The sequence below is a fragment of the Corynebacterium maris DSM 45190 genome (assembly GCF_000442645.1).
Classification (GTDB): Bacteria; Actinomycetota; Actinomycetes; order Mycobacteriales; family Mycobacteriaceae; genus Corynebacterium; species Corynebacterium maris.
Window position 1 is genome coordinate 1,210,329 of record NC_021915.1, and the last position, 19,144, is coordinate 1,229,472.

The window sequence follows — 19,144 nt, forward strand, 5'->3', positions numbered from 1 at the left end:
GGGCGCCGGACGGCCGAGACTTCCTGAAGGTAATCCAACGCAGGGATCTCCTTTCGCCCCTCAACTTTGCGCGGGGCGCCGATCGGGTCGTGCGGGGCGATCGGGGCTAGGGGTCCACCGGCGTGGCGGGGTTGATCCCCGGTTGGGGATCGGCGTCGCCAATAGTACGATAAAAGTCGTGACAAATAGGCGATCGGGGGCCACCCCCTCCTGGAGCGCACCCTCGGGGCTGCGTTTCTTCTTCCTGCTCTTCGCAGGAATCTCTGTCCTCACCGGGCTGATCGCCGCCATCGCCCGGCTGGGCCACTGGCTGAACACCCCCGCCGCGGACTTGGCCGTCGACCACGGCCCGCTCATGGTGTTCGGCTTCGTCGGCGGCGCCATCGGTCTGGAGCGCGCCGTGGCGGTGCGCGCCCGCTGGGCATGGCTCGGCCCGGCTGCCTCGGCGGCAGGGGTCGTGACTACCCTGGCGGGCCTGCCCAAAGCGGTGCCGGGCGTGTTCTTCGCGCTGAGCTTCCTGGTGCTCGGCCTGACCTACGTCGTCGTGCACCGACGTCAGCCGACGCTGGCCGTCCTGACTCAGGCCGTCGGCGTCCTCGGCGGCGTCGCGGCGGCGGTTGTCTGGGCCTCCGGAGAGGTGTTCGCCTACGCCATGCCGCTCGGGGTGCTCTTCGCCGTGGCCACCGTCATCGGCGAGCGCCTCGAACTGGCGCGCGTGTCCTTCACCGGCGCGGCCGCCGAGGAGCGGGTCACCGCCCTCGTCCTCGCGCTGGCGGCGTCGTCGCTGGTGTTTCTCGTCCACCCGCAGATCGGCTTCGCCGTCATGGGCGTCGTGCTCATCCTGGTGGCGCTGACCACCGTCCGCGTCGACGTCGCCCGCCACCTGGTCAACTCCACGGGCTTGCCCCGCTACTCGGCGGTGTGCATGCTGCTGGGGTATCTGTGGCTGGTCGTCGGCGGCGCGATCTGGGTCGCGTTCGGTCACCTGGAGACGGGGTTCGTCTACGACGCCGGCGTGCACGCCATTTTCCTGGGGTTCGTCATCTCCATGATCTTCGCCCACGCACCCATCATCCTGACCTCGGTGATCAGGCGCACCTTGCCGTACCACCCGGTCATGTACGTCGCCGTCGTGCTGTTGCACGCAGGCCTGGCGCTGCGCCTCATCGGTGACTTCCGCGAAGCGACGGCTCTCTGGCAGGCCGGCGGCGTGATCAACGTCATCGCCGTCCTCCTCTTCCTCGGCGTCGCCGTGTTTCTCACCGGGCGTCGCGCGCTCACCCGGCGCCGTCCCGGCGCCGCCCGGGAAAGGGTCGTCCGGTGACCGCCCTGACCGTTTCCGACGTCTCTCTCCGCGCCCGCGGCCGGTGGCACACGCTCGCGGCGGCAGCCGTTATCTGGTGGATGCTCGTGGGGGTCGGCGTGGCCGTCGCCCATCGCTTCGGGGCGTCCGTCGCCTGGTGGGACGTCGTCCACACTTTCACGGTCGGGGCGGTGACGACCGCCGTCATCGTCTACTCCACCCACTTCGTGGAGGCGTTGACCCGCACCGGGGCGGGTCGGAGCACTTTCGTGGCGATCCGGGTCGGGATCATCCAGGTGGCGCTGATCGCCCTGCTCGTGGACCGGGCCGGGTATGACTGGGGCGTGCTGTCCGATGTGGCCGCCGGCGCCGTCATCGCGGTGTTGCTCTGGCACATCGCGGTCATCGTCCGCCGGCTCCGGGGCTCGTTGGCGGGGCGCTTCGCCGTCACCGTGCCGTTTTATGTCGCGGCCGCCGCCTTTTTGATCCTGGCGATCTTGTTGGCGGCGCTGGCGGGCAACGGCGTCGGCGACTACTCCGACCTGATCGGCGCACACTCACGGGCCACCGTGTGGGGGTTTTCCTGGCTGACGGTGCTGGGTACCGTCGTCACGCTCCTGCCGACATTGTCGTCGACGCCGATCTCGGAGGTGGCCCGCCGACGCTGCACCCGGGCGCTGTCCGTGCACTGCGCCGGCCTGACTGCGGCCGTCCTGCTACAGGCGCTGGGGCTGACTGAGTGGGCGGGGGCAGCGCAGCTGCTGACCGTGCTCGCCGCCGTCATGGTGGCCCAGCCGATCATGGCCACCATGTTCGCGGGCCAGGGGCGGTGGACGACCGCGGCGGCGTCCGTCACCGCCGGTATGGTCTGGCTGATCGCGCTGTCCGCCGCCGACGCCGCCAGCCTCATCGGCGGCGCCGACGCCCGCGCCACCACGGTGCTGCTCGCCCCTTCGTTCCTGGGCGGCGGGCTGCTGCAGCTCGTCACCGGGGTGCTGCACCACCTGTTGCCCACGTTGATCGGCGGCGGGCCCGACAAGGTCCGCCGCGCCCGCAGCCTGGCCGACCGCGGTGGCTACGCCCGGACCGTCCTGCTCAATCTGGGCGCGTTGTTGGCGCTGCTCGCGGCGGACGGGCCGGCGAAGGAGGCGGGGCTGATTCTGCTGGGGCTCGGCCTGGCGGGACATGTCATGCACATCATCAGGGCGGTCGTCGCCCAGTATCGAATGGAGAATCTATGAGTATTCCGATCGGTCCGTCCGGAAAAACAGAACGCGCGGGTGGCGGACGGGCCACCGGGTCGAAGAGCTCGGAGTGGGCCTCTTGGATCCTGATCGGCCTGGCGGTCGCCGCCGTCGTCGTCCTCGCGGTGTCGTTGACGACCTCGGCCGGGCAGTCGAACGACGCCGGGGAAACGAACACGGCTACCTCCGCCGCCGCCGTGGCCGCCGTCGACGGTGAAACCATGACTTTCGAGGTCGACGTCCAAGGCATGTTGTTCGTGCCCAACCGGGTGGAGGTCCCCGCCGGCACCGAGCTTATCCTCGAGGTCACCAACAGCGATTCCATGCAGCACGACCTGCAGATCCGCGACGCCGAGACCGGGCTGATCCGCCCCGGCGAGACCGTGACGCTGGAAGCGGGGGTGTTCACCGAATCCGTGCAGGGCACATGCACCGTGGCCGGGCACGAGGCGATGGGCATGACCTTCGACGTCGTGGTCACCGACGCCGGCGGCGAGAACGCGCCGGCGGGCGCGGACGCGTTGACCAACCCGCTCGCGCACGTGCCCACCCTCGCGGAGCGCACCGTCGACCACGAGGGCTTCGAGCCTTTCGACCCCGTGCTGCCGCCGGCGCCCACCGGCACGGTCCACGAACATGAGTGGACCATCACCGAGGAAATCCGCCAGATCGCGCCCGGCCACGAGCAGGTCGTGTGGCTGTTTGACGGCCAGGCGCCCGGCCCCACCCTCCGCGGCGCCGTCGGCGACACCTTCCGCATCACGCTGCACAACGAGGGCACGATGGACCACTCCGTCGATTTCCACGCCGGCGAGGTCAACCCCGACGAGCACATGGCGCAGATCCCGGTGGGCGAGTCGTTGACGTATGAATTCGTGGCCCACCGCTCGGGCATCTGGATGTATCACTGCGCCACGCTGCCGATGAGCCTGCACATCGCCAACGGCATGGTCGGCGCCGTGGTCATCGACCCGCCCGCCGACTCGGACGAGGCGCTGAGCGACGTGGACGAAGAGTACCTCCTGGTCGCCCACGAAATGTTTCTCGGGGATCCGGACGTCGGCGCCGACGCGCAGCGGGTGAGCGACGGGCAGTACGACCTGACCGGCTTCAACTGGTACCCGAACCAGTACAACCTGGCCCCGCTGGAGCACCGGGTCGGCGACACCGTGCGCATGTGGCTGATGAACGTCGGGCCGGACAACCCGCTCAGCTTCCACGTGGTCGGCGAGAGCTTCGACACGGTCTGGTCGGAAGGCGACTACCTCATCCGCGACGCGGGGCAGAAGGGCACCGGATCGCAGGCGGTGAGCCTGCTGGCCGCCCAGGGCGGGTTCGTCGAATTCACCTTCGACGAGCCGGGCACCTACGTCTTCGTCAACCACCAGATGACGGACGCGGAAAAGGGCCAGCGCGGCTCCATCGTCGTCACCGAGTGACGGGGCGGCCCTATTCCTCGACCTCGCCGTAGTCGGCGAGGTCGGCGAGGGTGTCGTAGTCGCGCTCCTCGCCGGAGCCGACGACCTCCACCACCTCGGCGCGCGCGAGCAGCAGCTTCGCGGCCCGGTCGGTCAGGCCGCCGTCCGTCGCCACCTCGTCGAGCACGCGGTGCAGGGAGCGGGTGCGCCACACCGCACACAGCGGCTGCAGGTGCCCCGAGACTTCCCGCACCGCGGCGGCGTCCGCCTCCGGCACTTCGTCGAGCGCGTCCAGCAGCTCCGGGACAAGGCCGGAGGACTCGGGCGCGTCGACCGCCAGCACCGCAGTGTGCGTGCAGGCCTCCGTGGCCAGGGCACGTGCGCCCGCGGCGACCGCGGCGACTGGACCGGAAAAAGGCGGCTCCTCCGCCACGACCTTCACTCCGGGGCGCAGCTGCGGATCCCGCGACGACACCGCCACGACCTGCATCACGCCGGGCAGCATCGAGACGTCGTCAAGCAGCACGTCGATCAGACGTTGGCCGTCGACGCGCACGACGGCCTTGTCCCGCCCGCCCATCCGCGAACCGCGTCCGCCGGCCAAGACGATCACGTCGAGGCCCGGCGCCAGGGTCGTCTCCAGGTTGCGCGGCGCCGTCACCGCTCGCCGCCCGGCAGCTCGCGCGACCAGTCTCCGGAACGGCCGCCCGACTTGGCGACGATCCCGCACCGGCGCAGATACGCCGAGCGGTCCACCCCCTTGACCATGTCGACGACCGCCAACGCCGCCACCGACACCGACGTCAACGCCTCCATCTCCACTCCGGTGCGGTCCGCGGTGCGCACCGTCGCCTCGATGAACACGTGGTCGTCGTGCAGCTCCAGCTCCACCGACGCGCCGTGCACCCCGATGGTGTGCGCCAACGGCAACAACTCCGGCACCTTCTTCGCCGCCGAGACACCCGCGATCCGGGCCACGGCCAACACATCGCCCTTGGGCACCGTCCCGTCGCGCAGCGCGGCCATGACCTCCGGGGAACAGACCACCTCGCCCTGGGCGGTGGCCTCGCGGACGGTGGGCCGCTTACCGGTCACATCGACCATGTACGCGGACCCGGACTCGTTCAAGTGAGTGAATTTCATGCGTGCTTGCGACTCCTTCAGGCGCGGGACATCAGATTCGATTCAGTGGGTGCGGGTGAGGATGACGTCCACCGTATCGCCGCCTTCTTCGGTGAGTACCGCGACGCCGTCGGTGTCGGCCAACGAGGCCACCAGATGCGACCCCGTGCGACTGCCGTTGAACGGGTAGGCGACCGGGCCGCCCGCCCATTCCATTCGGACCGGGACGAACACGGTGCGGCCGCGCACCGGCGGGAACTCCTCCCCGCGACGTGCGATCACCGTCGGCCGATCCAGAATATCCGCCGGTGGACGATGACCGGCGAGCACCCGCAGCACGGGCGCGACGTACGCGTGGAAAGACGCGAAAGCGGCGACCGGGTTGCCGGGCAACGTCAACAGCGGCGTCCCGTGCCAGAGCCCGGCGCCCTGCGGGGCGCCCGGCCGCTGGGCGACCTCGCCGAACCACATCGACCCGGCCCCGGCGGGAGAGTCGGTCACCGCACGCACCACGTCGTAGGCGCCGACGGAGACTCCGCCGCTGGTGACCACCAGATCGGCCTCGTCCACCGCGGTGCGCAACGCCGCCGCAAAATCCTCCTCGGCGTCACCGACATGATTCTGGACGACCCGGCCGGCGCCGTGGGCGGTGGCCAGGGCGGCGAGCATCGGCCGGTTGGAGTCCGGGATCTGCCCCGCCCGCGGCGTCTCGCCGGGGGCGACGAGCTCGCTGCCCGAGGAAATCACCGCCACCCGCGGCGCCGGATGCACGTCCACCTCGGTCACCCCGACGGAAATCAGCGCTGCCACCGTGCCCGCATCCACCACCGACCCCGCCGCCACGGCCACATCACCGATCCGGATGTTTTCACCCGCGCCACGAATATGGGCGCGACCGGGGGAGACCCGGCGCACGGTCACTTCGGCGGGCACGGGCCCCGGGCCGGGCGCCACGTCCGTGTCCTCCACCGGAATCACTCGCAGCTGATCCACCGCGTCCTCGCCCACGGGCGCGCCGGTCATGATCCGGACGGCCTCACCGGCGCCGACGGGACGAGCTGAGCCACCGGCGGGGACGTCACCGACGACCCGCAACGTCCACGGCCCCTCGCCGGCCACATCGGCGGCGCGGACGAGGAAACCGTCCATCGCCGAATTCGTGAACGGCGGGACGGCCAACACCGCCGTCGCCGGGCGGGCGAGAACCTCGCCGAGCGCCTCCTGCACCGCACGGCGCACCGGAGGCAGGGGACGGGCGAGGGACACGACCGCCGCAAAATGCTCGGAGGCTGGACGAGCGATGGAACCATGGGGCATGACAGCCAGACGACCTTTCCGGGACTTCACAGAAGAAAACTACGCGGGCTAGCCGCCGATGGCGGACATCGGACGGTCCGGCTGCAGGAACCCTACATCGTCGATGCCGTGGCCCGGTTTCTTCACCCACATGGCTCCCGCCCACTTCTCCGCCAGCTCATCGTCGCTGGCCCCCGCGCGCATCAGATCACGCAGGGACGTCTCCGAGTTGGAGAACAGGCAGTTGCGGATCGCCCCGTCCGTGGTCAACCGGGAACGGTCGCAATCGCCGCAAAACGGATGCGACACCGAAGCGATCACCCCGAGCTGCCCGGTGACAGAGTCGTCCGTCAAGTCCGTGACGTCCCACAGAGCGGCCGGCGCGGAACCGCGCGGCTCCTCGGCCGGGGTCATCTCAAACTCGGTGGCCAACTCGTCGAGAATATCCTGCGCGGTCACCATCTGCGCGCGCTCCCACTGCTCCGGCGGGCCCAACGGCATCTGTTCGATGAACCGCAGCTGGGCGCCCTTCTGCAGCGCAAAGCGAGCCAATTCGGTGATGGAGCCCTCATTGACGCCCGGCATGACCACCGCATTGACCTTCACCGGGGTCAACCCCGCCTCAATGGCGGCGTCGATGGCGGCCACGGCGTCTTTCAGACGATCACGGCGGGTCAGGCGGGCGTACAGCTCCGGGTCGAGGGTGTCGAGGGAAATGTTGACCCGGTCGAGGCCCGCGTCGGCGAGCTTCTGCGCCCGGCGCGCGAGCCCCATGCCGTTGGTGGTCATCGCGGTGCCCACCGGTTTACCTTCGTCGGTGGTCAGTTCCTTGGTGGCGGCGATGATTTTTTCCAACGACTTGCGCAGCAGCGGTTCGCCGCCGGTGAAGCGGATCTGTCGGATGCCGAGCTTTTCGACGGCGACGGTGATCATGCGGATCATTTCGTCGTCGTTCAGCGTTTGTTCGGTCGGCATCCAGTCCAGTCCTTCGGCCGGCATGCAGTAGGTGCATCGCAGGTTGCACCGGTCGGTGAGGCTGACGCGGAGATCTCGTGCGACGCGGCCGAACCGGTCGGCGAGGGCGCGGGTGCCGTCGGCGGCCGGGGCCGGCAGATCAGCCGGGAGGGGTTCGGCAGACGGGGCAGACGTGCGGAGTGGGAGCAGGATCTTTTCGCGCGATGTCATGGTCTAACCATAATAAGGAGGCGGCGGAGATTTTCCAAGGGCTTAATCGGGTTTTATTCCATGACGTCGGTGGCGGCGTCGGGCTCGTCGGCGGGGGAGCGCTGGCCCGGGCCGAGTAGTGTGATGACGTCGAACTTGCCGTCCGCCAGGTGCTTGCGCAGGTCCTTCTTGTCGAACTTGTCCACCGAGGTCTTGTCGATGTCGTCGACGAACGTCCAGTACTCCGGCAGCATCCAGTTCGGCAGCTGGGCGCGCATCCGCTCGCGGATTTTCTCGGCGGTCTCCTTCGTCCGCGGGACGTCGAGGTGCAGCACCGTCACGGCCAGCGGCCGCTCGCCCCATTTGGCGTCGGGGTAGCCGATCACCGCGGCCTCCACGACCTCGGGGTTGCCGGTGACGACGTTTTCCAGCAGCACGGAATAGATCCACTCGCCGCCGGAACGGATGACGTCGCGGGCGCGGTCGGAGACCGTCAAAAAGCCGTCGCGGGTGACGGAGCCGACGTCGCCGGTGCGTAACCAGCCGTCGGGCGTGAACTGCGGTTCGGCGTCGTCGACGTCCTTGCCGCGGAACTGATGCGCGGTTCCGCCGGCCTGTTCCGCGGGAGAACGGTAGTAGTTGGCGGTGACCATGTTTCCCCGCACCTGGATTTCGCCTTGGTTCCGGTCGGTGGCGGCCTGGACCCGGTCGTCCGCGACGACCCGGTACTCCAACGACGCCGGGAAACGCCCCTGGGAGACGCGGTACGCCCACCGCGCCTCACCCGACACGCCCGAGGGCGGGCGGGCGACGGTGCCCACGGTGGAGGTCTCCGTCATGCCCCACACGTGGATCACCTCGACGCCGTAGCGTTCCTCCCACATCTTGATCAGGATCGGCGGGGCGGGCGAGCCGCCCACGTAGATTTCCTGCAGACTCATGCGCTCCGGCGGGTTGTGCAGGTAATGGACCATCAGCTGGGTCCACACCGTGGGCACGCCGTGGGCGACGCGTGGATGCGTCGTCGCGATGAGCTTGGCCAACGTGGGGGCGGAGACGTCGGAGTCCGGCAGCACCAGGGGAGTGCCGGACATGAACGCCGCGAAGGGCACGCCCCAGCTGAGGACGTGGTAGATCGGCACGCAGCAAAGGAAAGACTGGCCGTGCTCGACGGCGAGGGAGTCGGTGGTGCGCAGGCTCATGGCCTGCAGGTAGACCGAACGGTGTGAGTAGGCCACGCCCTTCGGCGCGCCCGAGGTGCCGGTCGAGTAGCAGATGGCGGCGGCGGTGCGCTCGTCCTGGACCGGCCAGTCGAATTTCGTGGAACGCCCGTCCAGCAGGGCCTCGTAGGAGTGCAGCGTGACCCCCTCGGGCAACAGCGGAAGGAAATCCGCGAGCGGTTCCAGCCCGATGACCACCACGGCGCGCACGCTCGGACAATCGACGAGGACGGCGCTGAGCTGGGTCATCAGGCGAGGGTCGGCGACGATCACCTCGACTTCGGCGTGGTTGACGATGTGCCGGATCTGGTCGTTCATCAGCTGTTTATTCAGCGGGGTGAACACCGCGCCCATGCAGGTGGCGGCGAAGAGCGCCTCCAGGTGCTCCGCGCAGTTGTACAGCAGTGTGCCGACCCGTTGATCGCCGTCGACGCCCAGGTCCTGCCGCAAGGCATGGGCGAAGGCTGCGGCCCGGGCGGCCACATCCGTGAAGGTGGTCTCCTGCGCCTCGTCGTTGCTCCAGGTGGTCACCTTGGTGGAGCCGTGCACCGTCGCGCCGTACGCCAGGATGCGGGAGATCGACAGGGGAATGTCCTGCATTGTCGAGAGCATGTCGTCCACTGTAGCCACTCGCCCGGGCCCCCTTTGGTGGTGCGCCGGGCGACATCGGTTACACTTGCCCTAGATCGCCGGACGGCAGGGTTTTCGAACCCGTTCGCTGCCCGTTCCGGAGTCGGTCGAAGCCCCACACCACGCACCGGCGCACAGGCGGGTGCGCGCTTAGGTTTAGCGGTTGCTCCGGCCTGCGGTCTGTCATTTTATGAAAGCAGTTTCACGTCCGACGTGGCTGCGGCGCATCGAAGTTCGATGAGGGCTGTCACCCACGGGGTGGCCCTCATTGCACGTGAGAGTCAGCGTGAGACGAATCCGTCCCTTGTATATGTATTGAAGAGGGCTGCCAGCCAGGGGAGACTTTCACCCGCCAATATCAGGTACTTCACTGCGAGAGGTGAACCACATGGCTGGCACGCAATTGAAAGGACATCCGTGACCCAAACGGACAACATGGCAGCTGCCGATAACCAGCAGGACCTCGCTAAGCTCAAGCTGCCGGAGCTGCGCAAGATGGCTTCGGGCATGGGCCTCAGGGGGATTTCCGGGCTGCGCAAGGGTGAGTTGATCACCGCCATCAAGACCGGCGCCGTCCCCGCTCGCGCCGCCAAGGAGCAGGCGCCGGCCAAGGAGACCCCGGACCCGGCCGTGGCCGAAGGCACGGCGCAGGCCCAGGCCCGGACGGCTCCCGCCGACACGCAGCAGGATAAACCTGCCGCGGAGAAGACGTCGGCCAACGACAACCAGGACAACCGGGACAACCGGGATCAGTCTGGCTCCGGCGACGGCGAGCACCGCTATGAATCGCGCTCGGCCGCCCGCCGCGCCCGCCGCAACCGCGCCCGCCACGGTCACCGCGACCAGCACAATGAGCAGCAGGACGGTCAGGGCAACCAGTCCGAGCAGCGGGACGACTCCCGGCAGGATTCCCGCTCCGAAGGCGACTCCGGCGACGGCAAGTCGAATCAGGGCGGACAGGACCGGCAGGACCGCTCCCGCGACAACCGACGCGACCAGCACCACAACGACGGCGGGTCCAACAGCCGCCGGGGACGCCGCAACCGCCGCAACCGCCGCGGCCGCGACCGGGATCGCGACCAGCACCACAACGACGGCCAGAACCAGAACAACGACCAGGATGAGCTGCAGGAAGTCGCCGGCATCCTCGACGTCGTGGACAACAACGCCGCCTTCGTCCGCACCACCGGCTACCACACGAGCCCAGCCGACGTGTACATCAACAACAACCTGATCCGCCGCTTCAACCTGCGTTCCGGCGATGCGATCACCGGCCAGGTCAAGATGGGCGGGGGCGGCCAGAGCCACGGCAACGGCCGCAATCGTCGCAAGTACAACCCCCTGGTGCGCGTGGACACCGTCAACGGCATGCACCCGGAGGAGGCCAAGAAGCGCCCCGAGTTCCATAAGCTGACCCCGCTGTACCCGAACCAGCGCCTGCGGCTGGAGACGGAACAGAACATCCTCACCACTCGCGTGATCGACCTGATCATGCCGATCGGCAAGGGGCAACGCGCCCTGATCGTCTCTCCGCCGAAGGCCGGCAAGACGACGATCCTGCAGAACATCGCCAACGCGATCGCGACGAACAACCCGGAGTGCTACCTCATGGTCGTGCTGGTCGACGAGCGCCCCGAGGAAGTCACCGACATGCAGCGCTCGGTCAACGGCGAGGTCATCGCCTCGACCTTCGACCGCCCGCCGGGAGAACACACCGCGGTCGCCGAGCTGGCGATCGAGCGGGCCAAGCGCCTGGTGGAGATGGGCAAGGACGTCGTCGTCCTGCTGGACTCGATCACCCGGCTGGGCCGCGCGTACAACAACTCCTCACCGGCGTCCGGCCGCATCCTCTCGGGCGGCGTCGACTCGAACGCGCTGTACCCGCCGAAGCGTTTCCTGGGTGCGGCCCGCAACATCGAGGACGGCGGTTCGCTGACGATCATCGCCACCGCGATGGTCGAGACCGGCTCCGCCGGCGACACCGTGATCTTCGAGGAGTTCAAGGGCACCGGCAATGCCGAGCTCAAGCTGGACCGCAAGATTTCGGAGCGCCGCGTGTTCCCGGCCGTCGACGTCAACCCGTCCGGCACCCGTAAGGACGAGCTGCTCATGGCGCCGGAGGAATTCCGGGTCGTGCACAAGCTGCGCCGCCTCCTGGCCGGGCTGGACCCGCAGCAGGCGATTGATCTGCTGATCAAGCAGTTGAAGAAGACCAAGTCCAACGGAGAGTTCCTCACCCAGGTGACCTCGAGCGCTCCGATGGCCGCAGACAAGGACGTGGAGGAGTACTTCTGATGGCATCCGAGGTTTCGCTCGTAGACGACGTCGTCTCCGAGTTCCAGGGCATTGAGGCCCAAATGGCCGATCCGTCCATCGCGGGCGACCAGAACCAGTTCCGCAAGCTGTCCAAGCGTTACTCGGAGCTGCAGCCGATCATCAAGGTCAACGACGAGCTCAACGAGGTGCGCGAGAACCTCGAGATGGCCCGGGAATTGGCCTACGAGGACCACGACTACCAGTCTGAGGTCGACCGCCTCGAGCCGTTGGCCGTCGAGCTGGAGGAAAAGCTCGCTGACCTGCTCGCTCCGCGCGACGAGCAGGACGGCGACGATATCATCATGGAGATCAAGGCCGGCGCCGGCGGCGAGGAGGCGGCGTTGTTCGCCGGCGAGCTCGCCCGCATGTACCAGCGCTATGCCGAGCGGCACGGCTTCGTCTGGGACGTCCTGGACGAGGCGGAGTCCGACCTCGGCGGCGTCAAAGATCTGACCGTCTCGGTGAAGGCGAAGAAGCCCTCCCGCGACGGCGCCTGGTCGGTGTTCAAGTTCGAGGGCGGCGTGCACCGCGTGCAGCGCGTGCCGGTCACTGAGTCGCAGGGGCGCATCCAGACTTCTGCGGCGGGTGTGCTGGTCTACCCGGAGCCGGACGAGATCGAGGCCGTGCAGATCGACGAGAAGGAGTTGCGCGTCGACGTGTACCGCTCCTCCGGCAAGGGCGGTCAGGGCGTGAACACGACGGACTCGGCCGTGCGTCTGACGCACCTGCCTACCGGCATCGTGGTCACCTGTCAGAACGAGCGCTCGCAGATCCAGAACAAGGCGCGCGCCATGCAGGTGTTGCAGGCGCGCCTGGAGCAGATGGAGCGCGACAAAGCTGACGCGGAGGCGGCTGAGGGCCGCGCCGCGCAGGTGCGCACCATGGACCGCTCCGAGCGCATCCGCACCTACAACTGGCCGGAGAACCGCATCTCGGACCACCGCATTGGCTACAAGGCCAACAACCTGGACACGGTGTTGGACGGCCACATGGAAGAGCTGATCACGGCCCTGCAGGCCGCCGAGCGCGCCGAGCGGCTCGAAGCCGAGTAAAGTCATCATGCTTGACCAGCTTCTGCGGCGGGCGGCGGGCCGACTCGCCGCAGCCGGGGTACCCAGCCCGCTCGTCGACGCCCGCCTCATCGCCGCGCACCTGCTGGACGTGGGTCACATGAGCGTGCACCGACTGCGTGAGGAAGACCTGCCGGCCGGATTTTCCGCGGACTTCGAGGCGGCCCTGACTCGCCGGGAGGCGCGCGAACCTCTGCAGCACATCCTGGGCGTGGCCCCTTTCGGACACCTCGATCTCGTCGTGGGGCCCGGGGTGTTCATCCCGCGCCCGGAGACCGAAGTACTCGCCGATTGGGGGGTGCGACGCCTAGCCGGGGCGGCGGCGCCCACGGTGGTCGACCTGTGTGCGGGCAGTGGGGCGTTGGCGCTGTACGTGGCCACCCTGATGCCTTCGGCGCGCGTCGTCGCCGTCGAAAAGCAAGTCTCTGCCCTTGACTGGGCCCGGAAAAACGTTGACCGGCTCGCCCCGCAGGTGGAGTTGACCCTCGGCGACGTCACTGATCCGGGACTGTTGCCGGAGCTGCACGGCGCGGTCGACCTGGTCCTGACCAACCCGCCGTACGTGCCCGAGACCCCGGAACTCGACCCGGAGGTCTACTCGGATCCGCCGGAGGCCGTCTTCGCCGGCGCCGATGGCATGGCCACCATCGACCGGATGACCGGTCTGCTCGCCAACCTGCTCCGCGAGGGCGGGGCAGTGGGCGTCGAGCACGACGACTCCACCTCCGGGGCCGTGCAGGAGGCGCTGCGCGCCACCGGCGACTTTCGGGAGGTGGCGGCGCTGGCCGACCTGACCGGGCGGCCGCGCTTTGTCACGGCGGTGCGGGGAGTAAGCTCGTAACCGCCCATCGCGCGGGCCCATCGCGCGCGAGACACGGAATGCGAGTTAGGGGAACCTGGACACATGAGCAAGATCTACGACTGCAGCGACGAAGTCGAGCGCGCCAAGGGGATGCGCGTCGCCGTGGACTCTGCTCGGGCGGGCCGGCTCGTCGTCCTTCCCACCGACACCGTCTACGGGATCGGCTGCGACGCCTTCAACAACGATTCCGTCGCCAACCTGCTGGCTACCAAGCGCCGGGGGCCGGACATGCCCGTGCCGGTGCTCATCGGCTCCTGGGACACTGTGCAGGGGCTGGTCGCCGAATTCACCCCGCAGGCGCAGGATCTGGTCCAGGCTTTCTGGCCGGGAGGGTTGTCCATCGTCGTCCCGCAGGCGCCGTCGCTGCCCTGGAACCTCGGCGACACCCGGGGCACCGTGATGCTGCGCATGCCGCTGCAGCCCGTCGCCATCGAACTGCTGCGCGAAGTCGGCCCGATGGCGGTCTCCTCGGCAAACATCTCCGGCAAGACCCCGCCGATCAGCGCCGTGGCCGCGAAGCAACAGCTCGGCTCCGCGGTGTCGGTCTACCTCGACGGGGGAGAGGCCGCAGTGGGCACCCCGTCGACCATCATCGACATTTCCGGCCGCACCCCGCGCATCCTGCGCGAGGGCGCGGTGGCCACGGACCGGCTCAGTGAGGTCCTCGGCATGGAACCGCACGTGCTGCTAGGCAGGGACGCGCCGGAGGGCGCCGAAGGAACCGCCTAAATGGCGGGGGCCGGCGTCCCGCTCCGCGAGCTCGGGCTGGTCCTGCTCACCGCCGCCGCCATCGCCTTTTTGACCACGGGGATTATCCGGTGGATCGCGGTGAAAAGCGGCAAGGTCGCCGAGATCCGGACCCGCGACGTCCATACCCAGCCCACCCCCCGGCTGGGCGGGGTGGCGATGTTCACCGGTCTCGTCGCCGCGATCTTCCTGGCCTATCAACTGCCCGCCCTGACGCGCGGATTCATGCCCGTCACCCCGGAGATGACGGCGGTGCTCTGGGGAGCGGCGGCCATCGTGCTGGTCGGCGTCATCGACGACCTGATCGAACTCGACGCCGTGACCAAGCTCATCGGACAGGTGATCGCCGCGGTGATCATGAGCCTGCTCGGCCTGTCCTGGACCGTCTTTTACTGGCCCGTCGGGGAAGGCACCACCGTCGTGCTCAGTCAGATCCAAGGCGTGATCGTCACGACGGTGTTCACGGTGTTGCTGATCAACGCCATCAACTTCGTCGACGGGCTCGACGGCCTGGCCGCGGGGCTGGGCATGATCGCGGGCGGGGCCATCCTGGTCTTTTCCTTGACCGTCCTGCACGACCAGGGCGGAGCGGTCTCCGCCTACCCGCCCGCCATCATCGCGGCTGCGCTGGTGGGGATGTGCGCGGGGTTTCTGCCCCACAACTTCGAACCCTCCCGCATTTTCATGGGCGATTCCGGCTCCATGCTCATCGGCTTGCTGCTGGCGGCCGCCTCGACGTCGGCCTCCGGGAAGATCAACATGAGCCTCTACGGCACGGCGGACATCGTGGCGCTGCTCAGCCCCATCATCGTCGTGCTCGCCGCCGTGTTCGTGCCGGTGCTCGACCTGCTGCTGGCCGTCGTCCGCCGACTGGCCAGCGGTCGCTCCCCGTTCGCGGCGGACAAGATGCACATCCATCACCGGCTGCTCTCGCTCGGCCACACCCACCGGCGCACCGTCCTGGTGTTGTACCTGTGGGTCAGCGTCGTCGCCTTCGGGGCCGTGAGTTTCTCAGTCATCCCGCCCGTCTACGCGCTCGCCTTGTTCGTCATCATGACCCTGGTGGCCGCGGCCGTCACCGCGGTGCCCGTAGTACGGCGCCGGCCGGCGGGGCAGCGGAGGACGAAGGTCGTCGACCGTTCTGAACCGGCGTAGAAGTTCGCCGCCGGGGGAGACTTCGGTAGGGTAAAAGCCCGTGAGCACCCCATCTGAAAACCCCGCCTCCGAGACGGTCTCCCCGCTCGGCGGCGGCGCCGCGCCCAAGTCCAAGTACGACGATCATCGCCGACCCCTTCTGCGCGCCCTGAAATACGGGACGATCGGACTGGTGATCGTCACGGTGATCTCTCTCGCGGCATGGGGCGGGGCCCAGGGACTGCCGGGCATCTGGGGCGTGTTGATCGGCGCCGCCGTCGGCGGCGGCTACGTCTTGCTGACCGCGCTGAGCATCCTGGTCACCGCCAACACCTCCACCGGCGCCACCGGCGCCATCGTTCTCGGGGGCTGGCTGGTCAAACTCGTGCTGGTGATGATCATCTTCATCGCGCTGGACGGGTTGACCTTCTATCACCAGTGGGCTTTCGTCGTCACCCTGCTGGTGGCGCTGATCGTCGTCATGGTCGCGGAACTGTGGGGTCTGATCACCACCAACGTCACCTACACCAGCTGACCCCACCTTTCAGCTACCCCCGCATCCACCCATGCAGGGGTAGTTTCATTCTTTCTGGGGCCACTCGGACTACTTCAATGTTGTATGGATCACCCTTTTTGACCCCGGACGCAAGTGTTTTCCCTGCTCAATGCAGGGCAGCTCGTTCTGAGGGGATCCTGTGAATGAACTTGGGGGAGGGTCGGGATCGCGGGTGGCGGGGGCGACTGTTAGTCTGTCCGTTGGATCTGAAACCTCCACTGACTCCGCCGCGCGGACTTAGGAGCGTCAAGGTCCGCAGGCTGTCACGACGATGTGCGACGGAATCCGGGGCAGCCGAAGAAAAGATTACGACGTCCATCGCACCGCACCAACGAGCACGGGCTTGAAAACCCCGCCAGCTTGGGGCGGCCCGAACACGGGAGAGAACGCTGAGCGTTTCAACTTTGGCCTTCAAGGGCGAATTTTATGCCCCAGATCTGTACAAAGAGTTTTTCCCGGGCTTTGGCACTGACGGTGATGGGAACTGGTTCGTCGACACCGAACACATGTTCCTCGCAGAATTCGCCGGAGGCGCCTTTGCGTTAGACCGTCTGATGATCGTCCGTCTTCTCATGGTCGCTATCATGGTGATCTTCTTCGCTTGGGCCATGCGCAAGCCGAAGCTGGTCCCCAGTGGAGTGCAGAACTTCGCGGAGAACGTGATCGACTTTGTTCGTATCCACATCGCCGAGGATTCGCTGGGCAAGAAGGATGGACGTCGCTTCCTTCCTTTGATCGCCGGCATCTTCTTCGCCGTGTTCATCACGAACATCTCCACCATCATCCCCGGGCTCAACGTCTCCGCGAACGCGCGTATCGGCTTCCCGCTCGTGCTCGCGCTGATCGCCTGGGGTGCATTCATCTACGCCGGTTCGAAGAAGTACGGCTTCTTCAAGTACCTGAAGGCCGAGACCGTGGTCCCGGGCATTCCGAGCTGGATGCATGTGCTGGTGATTCCGATCGAGTTCTTCTCGACATTCATTCTGCGCCCCTTCACGCTGACCGTGCGTCTGATGGCCAACCTGCTCGCCGGCCACATCATCCTGGTCCTCATGTTCTCCGCCACGAACTTCTTCTTCTGGCAACTGAACGGATGGAGCGCAGTCTCGATCGCCTCGCTGTTTGGCGCCATCGCCTTCGCGTTCTTCGAGATTCTGGTGAGTGTCCTGCAGGCGTACATCTTTGCACTGCTGACGGCGGTATACATCCAGCTGGCTCTTAACGCAGCCGAACACTGATCCCGCGCCCCCGGGGAAAGTAACGCCCACGGGGGCACGGGGCAGACCGAAAAACTACAACATCTTGACGCCTACACCACAGTGGTGTGGGCACCACACCGAAAGGGAACGGCAACACAATGAACGACGTCATCCTCCTCGCTCAGGACACCGCAGCCGCTGTCGACAACACCGGCGGCCTGAAGACCATCGGCTACGGCCTGGCAACCCTGGGCCCGGGCCTGGGTATCGGTATCCTGGTCGGCAAGGCACTCGAGGGCATGGCACGTCAGCCGGAGATGGCTGGCCAGATCCGTACCTCCATGTTCATCGGTATCGCCTTCGTTGAGGCCCTGGCGCTCATCGGCTTCGTGGCTGGCTTCGTTTACTAAGCCCTGCGCTTGTAAACACCCCACCCACGAACGAGAGAAAGCCAGGCACGTATGACAAACGTCTACACCTACGTAGTTGCGGCCGAGACGCTCCCGCTGGAAAGCCAGCCGAGCGTTCTGATCCCGCCTCTATATGACATCGTCTGGTCGATCATTCCGCTCATCATCGTCTTCATCGTCTTCGGGAAGCTCGTTATTCCGAAGTACCGCGAGGTTCTGGAGGAGCGCGAGGACAAGATCAGCGGCGGCATCGACCGCGCTGCGGCCGCTGAGGCCGAAGCGCAGGCCGCACTGGAAAAGTACAACGCCCAGCTGGCTGAGGCTCGCACCGAAGCCGCTGAGATCCGTGAAGACGCCCGCGACAAGGGCAAGCAGATCCAGGCACAGTACCGACAGGAAGCCGAAGAAGAGTCGCGTCGCATCGTCGCCGCCGGCGAGAAGCAGCTGGAGGCCTCGCGCGAGCAGGTCATCTCCGAGCTTCGCGCCGACATCGGTCAGAACTCGGTTAACCTGGCAGAGAAGCTGCTGGGCAACGAGCTGTCGGAGAACACCAAGCGTTCCGGCACGGTCGACAGCTTCCTGTCGGAGCTCGATTCCGTGACCCCGGCCGGAAAGTAGGCGAGATGCACGCAGCAAGCCGCGAAGCACTAGCACAGAGCGAGTCCCACGTGGACGAGCTCATTGCGGGCGCCGTCGACAAGGTCGCCGTCGCCACCACCGTCGGCACGGACCTGTTCGTGGTCGTCGACCGTCTCGACGCGGAGCGCTCCCTGCGCATCGCCGTCGCCGACGTGTCGTACGAGCCGCAGCAGCGCGCGGGCATCATCGGCCAGGTCTTCGAGGGCAAGGTCTCCGAGTCCAGCATCGCTGTGCTCGAAGAGGCCGCGTCCAAGAAGTGGTCGACGCCGCGTGAGTTCCGTACCGGACTGGTCTCGCTCGGTCGCCGCGCACTCTTGCGCGCCGCTGAGGCACAGGGACAGCTCGAGCAGGTCGAAGAAGAACTCTTCCGCCTCTCGCGCATCCTGGACCGCGAACCGCAGCTGACTCAGCTGCTGTCCGACGGCGCCACCGAGACCAACCAGAAGCGCGGTCTGTTGGCTAACGTGCTCTACGGGAAGGTGACCATGATTACCGAGGCGCTCGCGCTGCAGGTGATCGGTCGCCCCGAGCACAACCCGATCGACGACATCGCCAACCTCGCGGAGCGCGCAGCCCAGCTGCGTGACCGCACGGTTGCCCGGGTCGTCAGCGCAGTTGAGCTGAATGAGGGCCAGCAGGCGGCACTCGCCGAAAAGCTGGGACAGATTTACGGTCGTGAGATGTCCATCCACTCTGAGGTCGACCCCAGCCTCCTCGGTGGCATGATCATCCGCTCCGGCCACGAGGTCATCGACGGATCCACCCAGGGCAAACTCGCCCGGATGCGTTCGACCCTCGCGTAACGGAAACGACC

18 protein-coding genes are annotated in these 19,144 nt (G+C 67.4%); 13 read left to right on the forward strand and 5 right to left on the reverse strand.

The features are described from left to right. The first annotated feature begins 178 nt into the window (after window positions 1-178). The 3 genes from B841_RS05725 to B841_RS05735 are packed head-to-tail and all read left to right on the forward strand — an operon-like array spanning window position 179 to window position 3,986. Entirely contained in the window at window positions 179-1,324 is a 1,146-nt protein-coding gene (locus B841_RS05725; RefSeq protein WP_020934542.1) for a hypothetical protein, read from the forward strand. Continuing rightward, on the forward strand, window positions 1,321-2,544 hold the full coding sequence (locus B841_RS05730) for a hypothetical protein (protein WP_020934543.1): 1,224 nt from the start codon (window positions 1,321-1,323) through the stop codon (window positions 2,542-2,544). Before B841_RS05725 ends, B841_RS05730 begins: the two co-directional genes overlap by 4 nt. Continuing rightward, entirely contained in the window at window positions 2,541-3,986 is a 1,446-nt protein-coding gene (locus B841_RS05735; protein ID WP_020934544.1) for a multicopper oxidase domain-containing protein, read from the forward strand. Before B841_RS05730 ends, B841_RS05735 begins: the two co-directional genes overlap by 4 nt. Window positions 3,987-3,996: 10 nt before the next feature. On the opposite strand, the gene mobA is transcribed toward B841_RS05735, so the two are convergent. Genes mobA through B841_RS05760 form a run of 5 tightly spaced genes read right to left on the reverse strand, consistent with a single transcriptional unit; the run spans window position 3,997 to window position 9,379 of the window. Then, a complete protein-coding gene (gene mobA, locus B841_RS05740; RefSeq protein WP_020934545.1) occupies window positions 3,997-4,626 on the reverse strand; it encodes a molybdenum cofactor guanylyltransferase in 630 nt (209 codons plus the stop codon). Next, the gene (moaC, locus tag B841_RS05745; protein WP_020934546.1) at window positions 4,623-5,108 is read right to left on the reverse strand and encodes a cyclic pyranopterin monophosphate synthase MoaC; all 486 of its coding nucleotides are present in this window, start codon (window positions 5,106-5,108) and stop codon (window positions 4,623-4,625) included. The genes mobA and moaC overlap by 4 nt, the downstream gene beginning before the upstream one ends. A 42-nt stretch (window positions 5,109-5,150) precedes the next feature. Continuing rightward, window positions 5,151-6,404: a molybdopterin molybdotransferase MoeA gene (locus B841_RS05750; protein ID WP_020934547.1), complete on the reverse strand. Its 1,254-nt coding sequence runs from the start codon at window positions 6,402-6,404 to the stop codon at window positions 5,151-5,153. 48 nt (window positions 6,405-6,452) lie between these two features. Continuing rightward, complete coding sequence (gene moaA / locus B841_RS05755; protein WP_020934548.1) at window positions 6,453-7,568, reverse strand: GTP 3',8-cyclase MoaA; 1,116 nt, start codon at window positions 7,566-7,568, stop codon at window positions 6,453-6,455. 53 nt (window positions 7,569-7,621) lie between these two features. After that, entirely contained in the window at window positions 7,622-9,379 is a 1,758-nt protein-coding gene (locus tag B841_RS05760; RefSeq protein WP_041632128.1) for a long-chain fatty-acid--CoA ligase, read from the reverse strand. 435 nt (window positions 9,380-9,814) lie between these two features. Between B841_RS05760 and rho the strand changes: the two genes are divergently transcribed. From rho to B841_RS05810, 10 genes are all read left to right on the forward strand, one after another. Continuing rightward, complete coding sequence (gene rho / locus B841_RS05765; RefSeq protein ID WP_020934550.1) at window positions 9,815-11,692, forward strand: transcription termination factor Rho; 1,878 nt, start codon at window positions 9,815-9,817, stop codon at window positions 11,690-11,692. Next, on the forward strand, window positions 11,692-12,765 hold the full coding sequence (prfA, locus tag B841_RS05770) for a peptide chain release factor 1 (protein ID WP_020934551.1): 1,074 nt from the start codon (window positions 11,692-11,694) through the stop codon (window positions 12,763-12,765). Before rho ends, prfA begins: the two co-directional genes overlap by 1 nt. Window positions 12,766-12,772: 7 nt before the next feature. Then, window positions 12,773-13,624, forward strand: coding sequence for a peptide chain release factor N(5)-glutamine methyltransferase (gene prmC / locus B841_RS05775; protein WP_020934552.1), 852 nt, complete (start codon window positions 12,773-12,775; stop codon window positions 13,622-13,624). A 63-nt stretch (window positions 13,625-13,687) separates the two neighbouring features. After that, window positions 13,688-14,374: an L-threonylcarbamoyladenylate synthase gene (locus B841_RS05780; protein WP_020934553.1), complete on the forward strand. Its 687-nt coding sequence runs from the start codon at window positions 13,688-13,690 to the stop codon at window positions 14,372-14,374. Then, window positions 14,375-15,547, forward strand: coding sequence for an MraY family glycosyltransferase (locus B841_RS05785; protein WP_020934554.1), 1,173 nt, complete (start codon window positions 14,375-14,377; stop codon window positions 15,545-15,547). A gap of 139 nt (window positions 15,548-15,686) precedes the next feature. Next, complete coding sequence (locus tag B841_RS05790) at window positions 15,687-16,061, forward strand: hypothetical protein (protein WP_041632129.1); 375 nt, start codon at window positions 15,687-15,689, stop codon at window positions 16,059-16,061. A gap of 425 nt (window positions 16,062-16,486) precedes the next feature. Continuing rightward, entirely contained in the window at window positions 16,487-17,320 is an 834-nt protein-coding gene (atpB, locus tag B841_RS05795) for a F0F1 ATP synthase subunit A (protein ID WP_020934556.1), read from the forward strand. Window positions 17,321-17,439: 119 nt separating this feature from the next. Continuing rightward, complete coding sequence (locus tag B841_RS05800; RefSeq protein ID WP_020934557.1) at window positions 17,440-17,691, forward strand: ATP synthase F0 subunit C; 252 nt, start codon at window positions 17,440-17,442, stop codon at window positions 17,689-17,691. Between the two features lie 51 nt (window positions 17,692-17,742). Next, window positions 17,743-18,309: a F0F1 ATP synthase subunit B gene (locus tag B841_RS05805; RefSeq protein WP_020934558.1), complete on the forward strand. Its 567-nt coding sequence runs from the start codon at window positions 17,743-17,745 to the stop codon at window positions 18,307-18,309. A 5-nt stretch (window positions 18,310-18,314) separates the two neighbouring features. Next, complete coding sequence (locus tag B841_RS05810; RefSeq protein ID WP_041631773.1) at window positions 18,315-19,133, forward strand: F0F1 ATP synthase subunit delta; 819 nt, start codon at window positions 18,315-18,317, stop codon at window positions 19,131-19,133. The last annotated feature ends 11 nt before the right edge of the window (window positions 19,134-19,144 follow it).

What these genes read in the sequence shown, in the direction of transcription:
- prmC (WP_020934552.1), top strand. Translation starts at nt 12,773, where the DNA reads ATGCTTGACCAGCTTCTGCGGCGGGCGGCGGGCCGACTCGCCGCAGCC.
- B841_RS05785 (WP_020934554.1), top strand. Translation starts at nt 14,375, where the DNA reads ATGGCGGGGGCCGGCGTCCCGCTCCGCGAGCTCGGGCTGGTCCTGCTC.
- B841_RS05805 (WP_020934558.1), top strand. Translation starts at nt 17,743, where the DNA reads ATGACAAACGTCTACACCTACGTAGTTGCGGCCGAGACGCTCCCGCTG.
- B841_RS05810 (WP_041631773.1), top strand. Translation starts at nt 18,315, where the DNA reads ATGCACGCAGCAAGCCGCGAAGCACTAGCACAGAGCGAGTCCCACGTG.
- B841_RS05735 (WP_020934544.1), top strand. Translation starts at nt 2,541, where the DNA reads ATGAGTATTCCGATCGGTCCGTCCGGAAAAACAGAACGCGCGGGTGGC.
- B841_RS05800 (WP_020934557.1), top strand. Translation starts at nt 17,440, where the DNA reads ATGAACGACGTCATCCTCCTCGCTCAGGACACCGCAGCCGCTGTCGAC.
- B841_RS05780 (WP_020934553.1), top strand. Translation starts at nt 13,688, where the DNA reads ATGAGCAAGATCTACGACTGCAGCGACGAAGTCGAGCGCGCCAAGGGG.
- moaA (WP_020934548.1), bottom strand. Translation starts at nt 7,568, where the DNA reads ATGACATCGCGCGAAAAGATCCTGCTCCCACTCCGCACGTCTGCCCCG.
- prfA (WP_020934551.1), top strand. Translation starts at nt 11,692, where the DNA reads ATGGCATCCGAGGTTTCGCTCGTAGACGACGTCGTCTCCGAGTTCCAG.
- B841_RS05750 (WP_020934547.1), bottom strand. Translation starts at nt 6,404, where the DNA reads ATGCCCCATGGTTCCATCGCTCGTCCAGCCTCCGAGCATTTTGCGGCG.
- moaC (WP_020934546.1), bottom strand. Translation starts at nt 5,108, where the DNA reads ATGAAATTCACTCACTTGAACGAGTCCGGGTCCGCGTACATGGTCGAT.
- B841_RS05760 (WP_041632128.1), bottom strand. Translation starts at nt 9,379, where the DNA reads ATGCTCTCGACAATGCAGGACATTCCCCTGTCGATCTCCCGCATCCTG.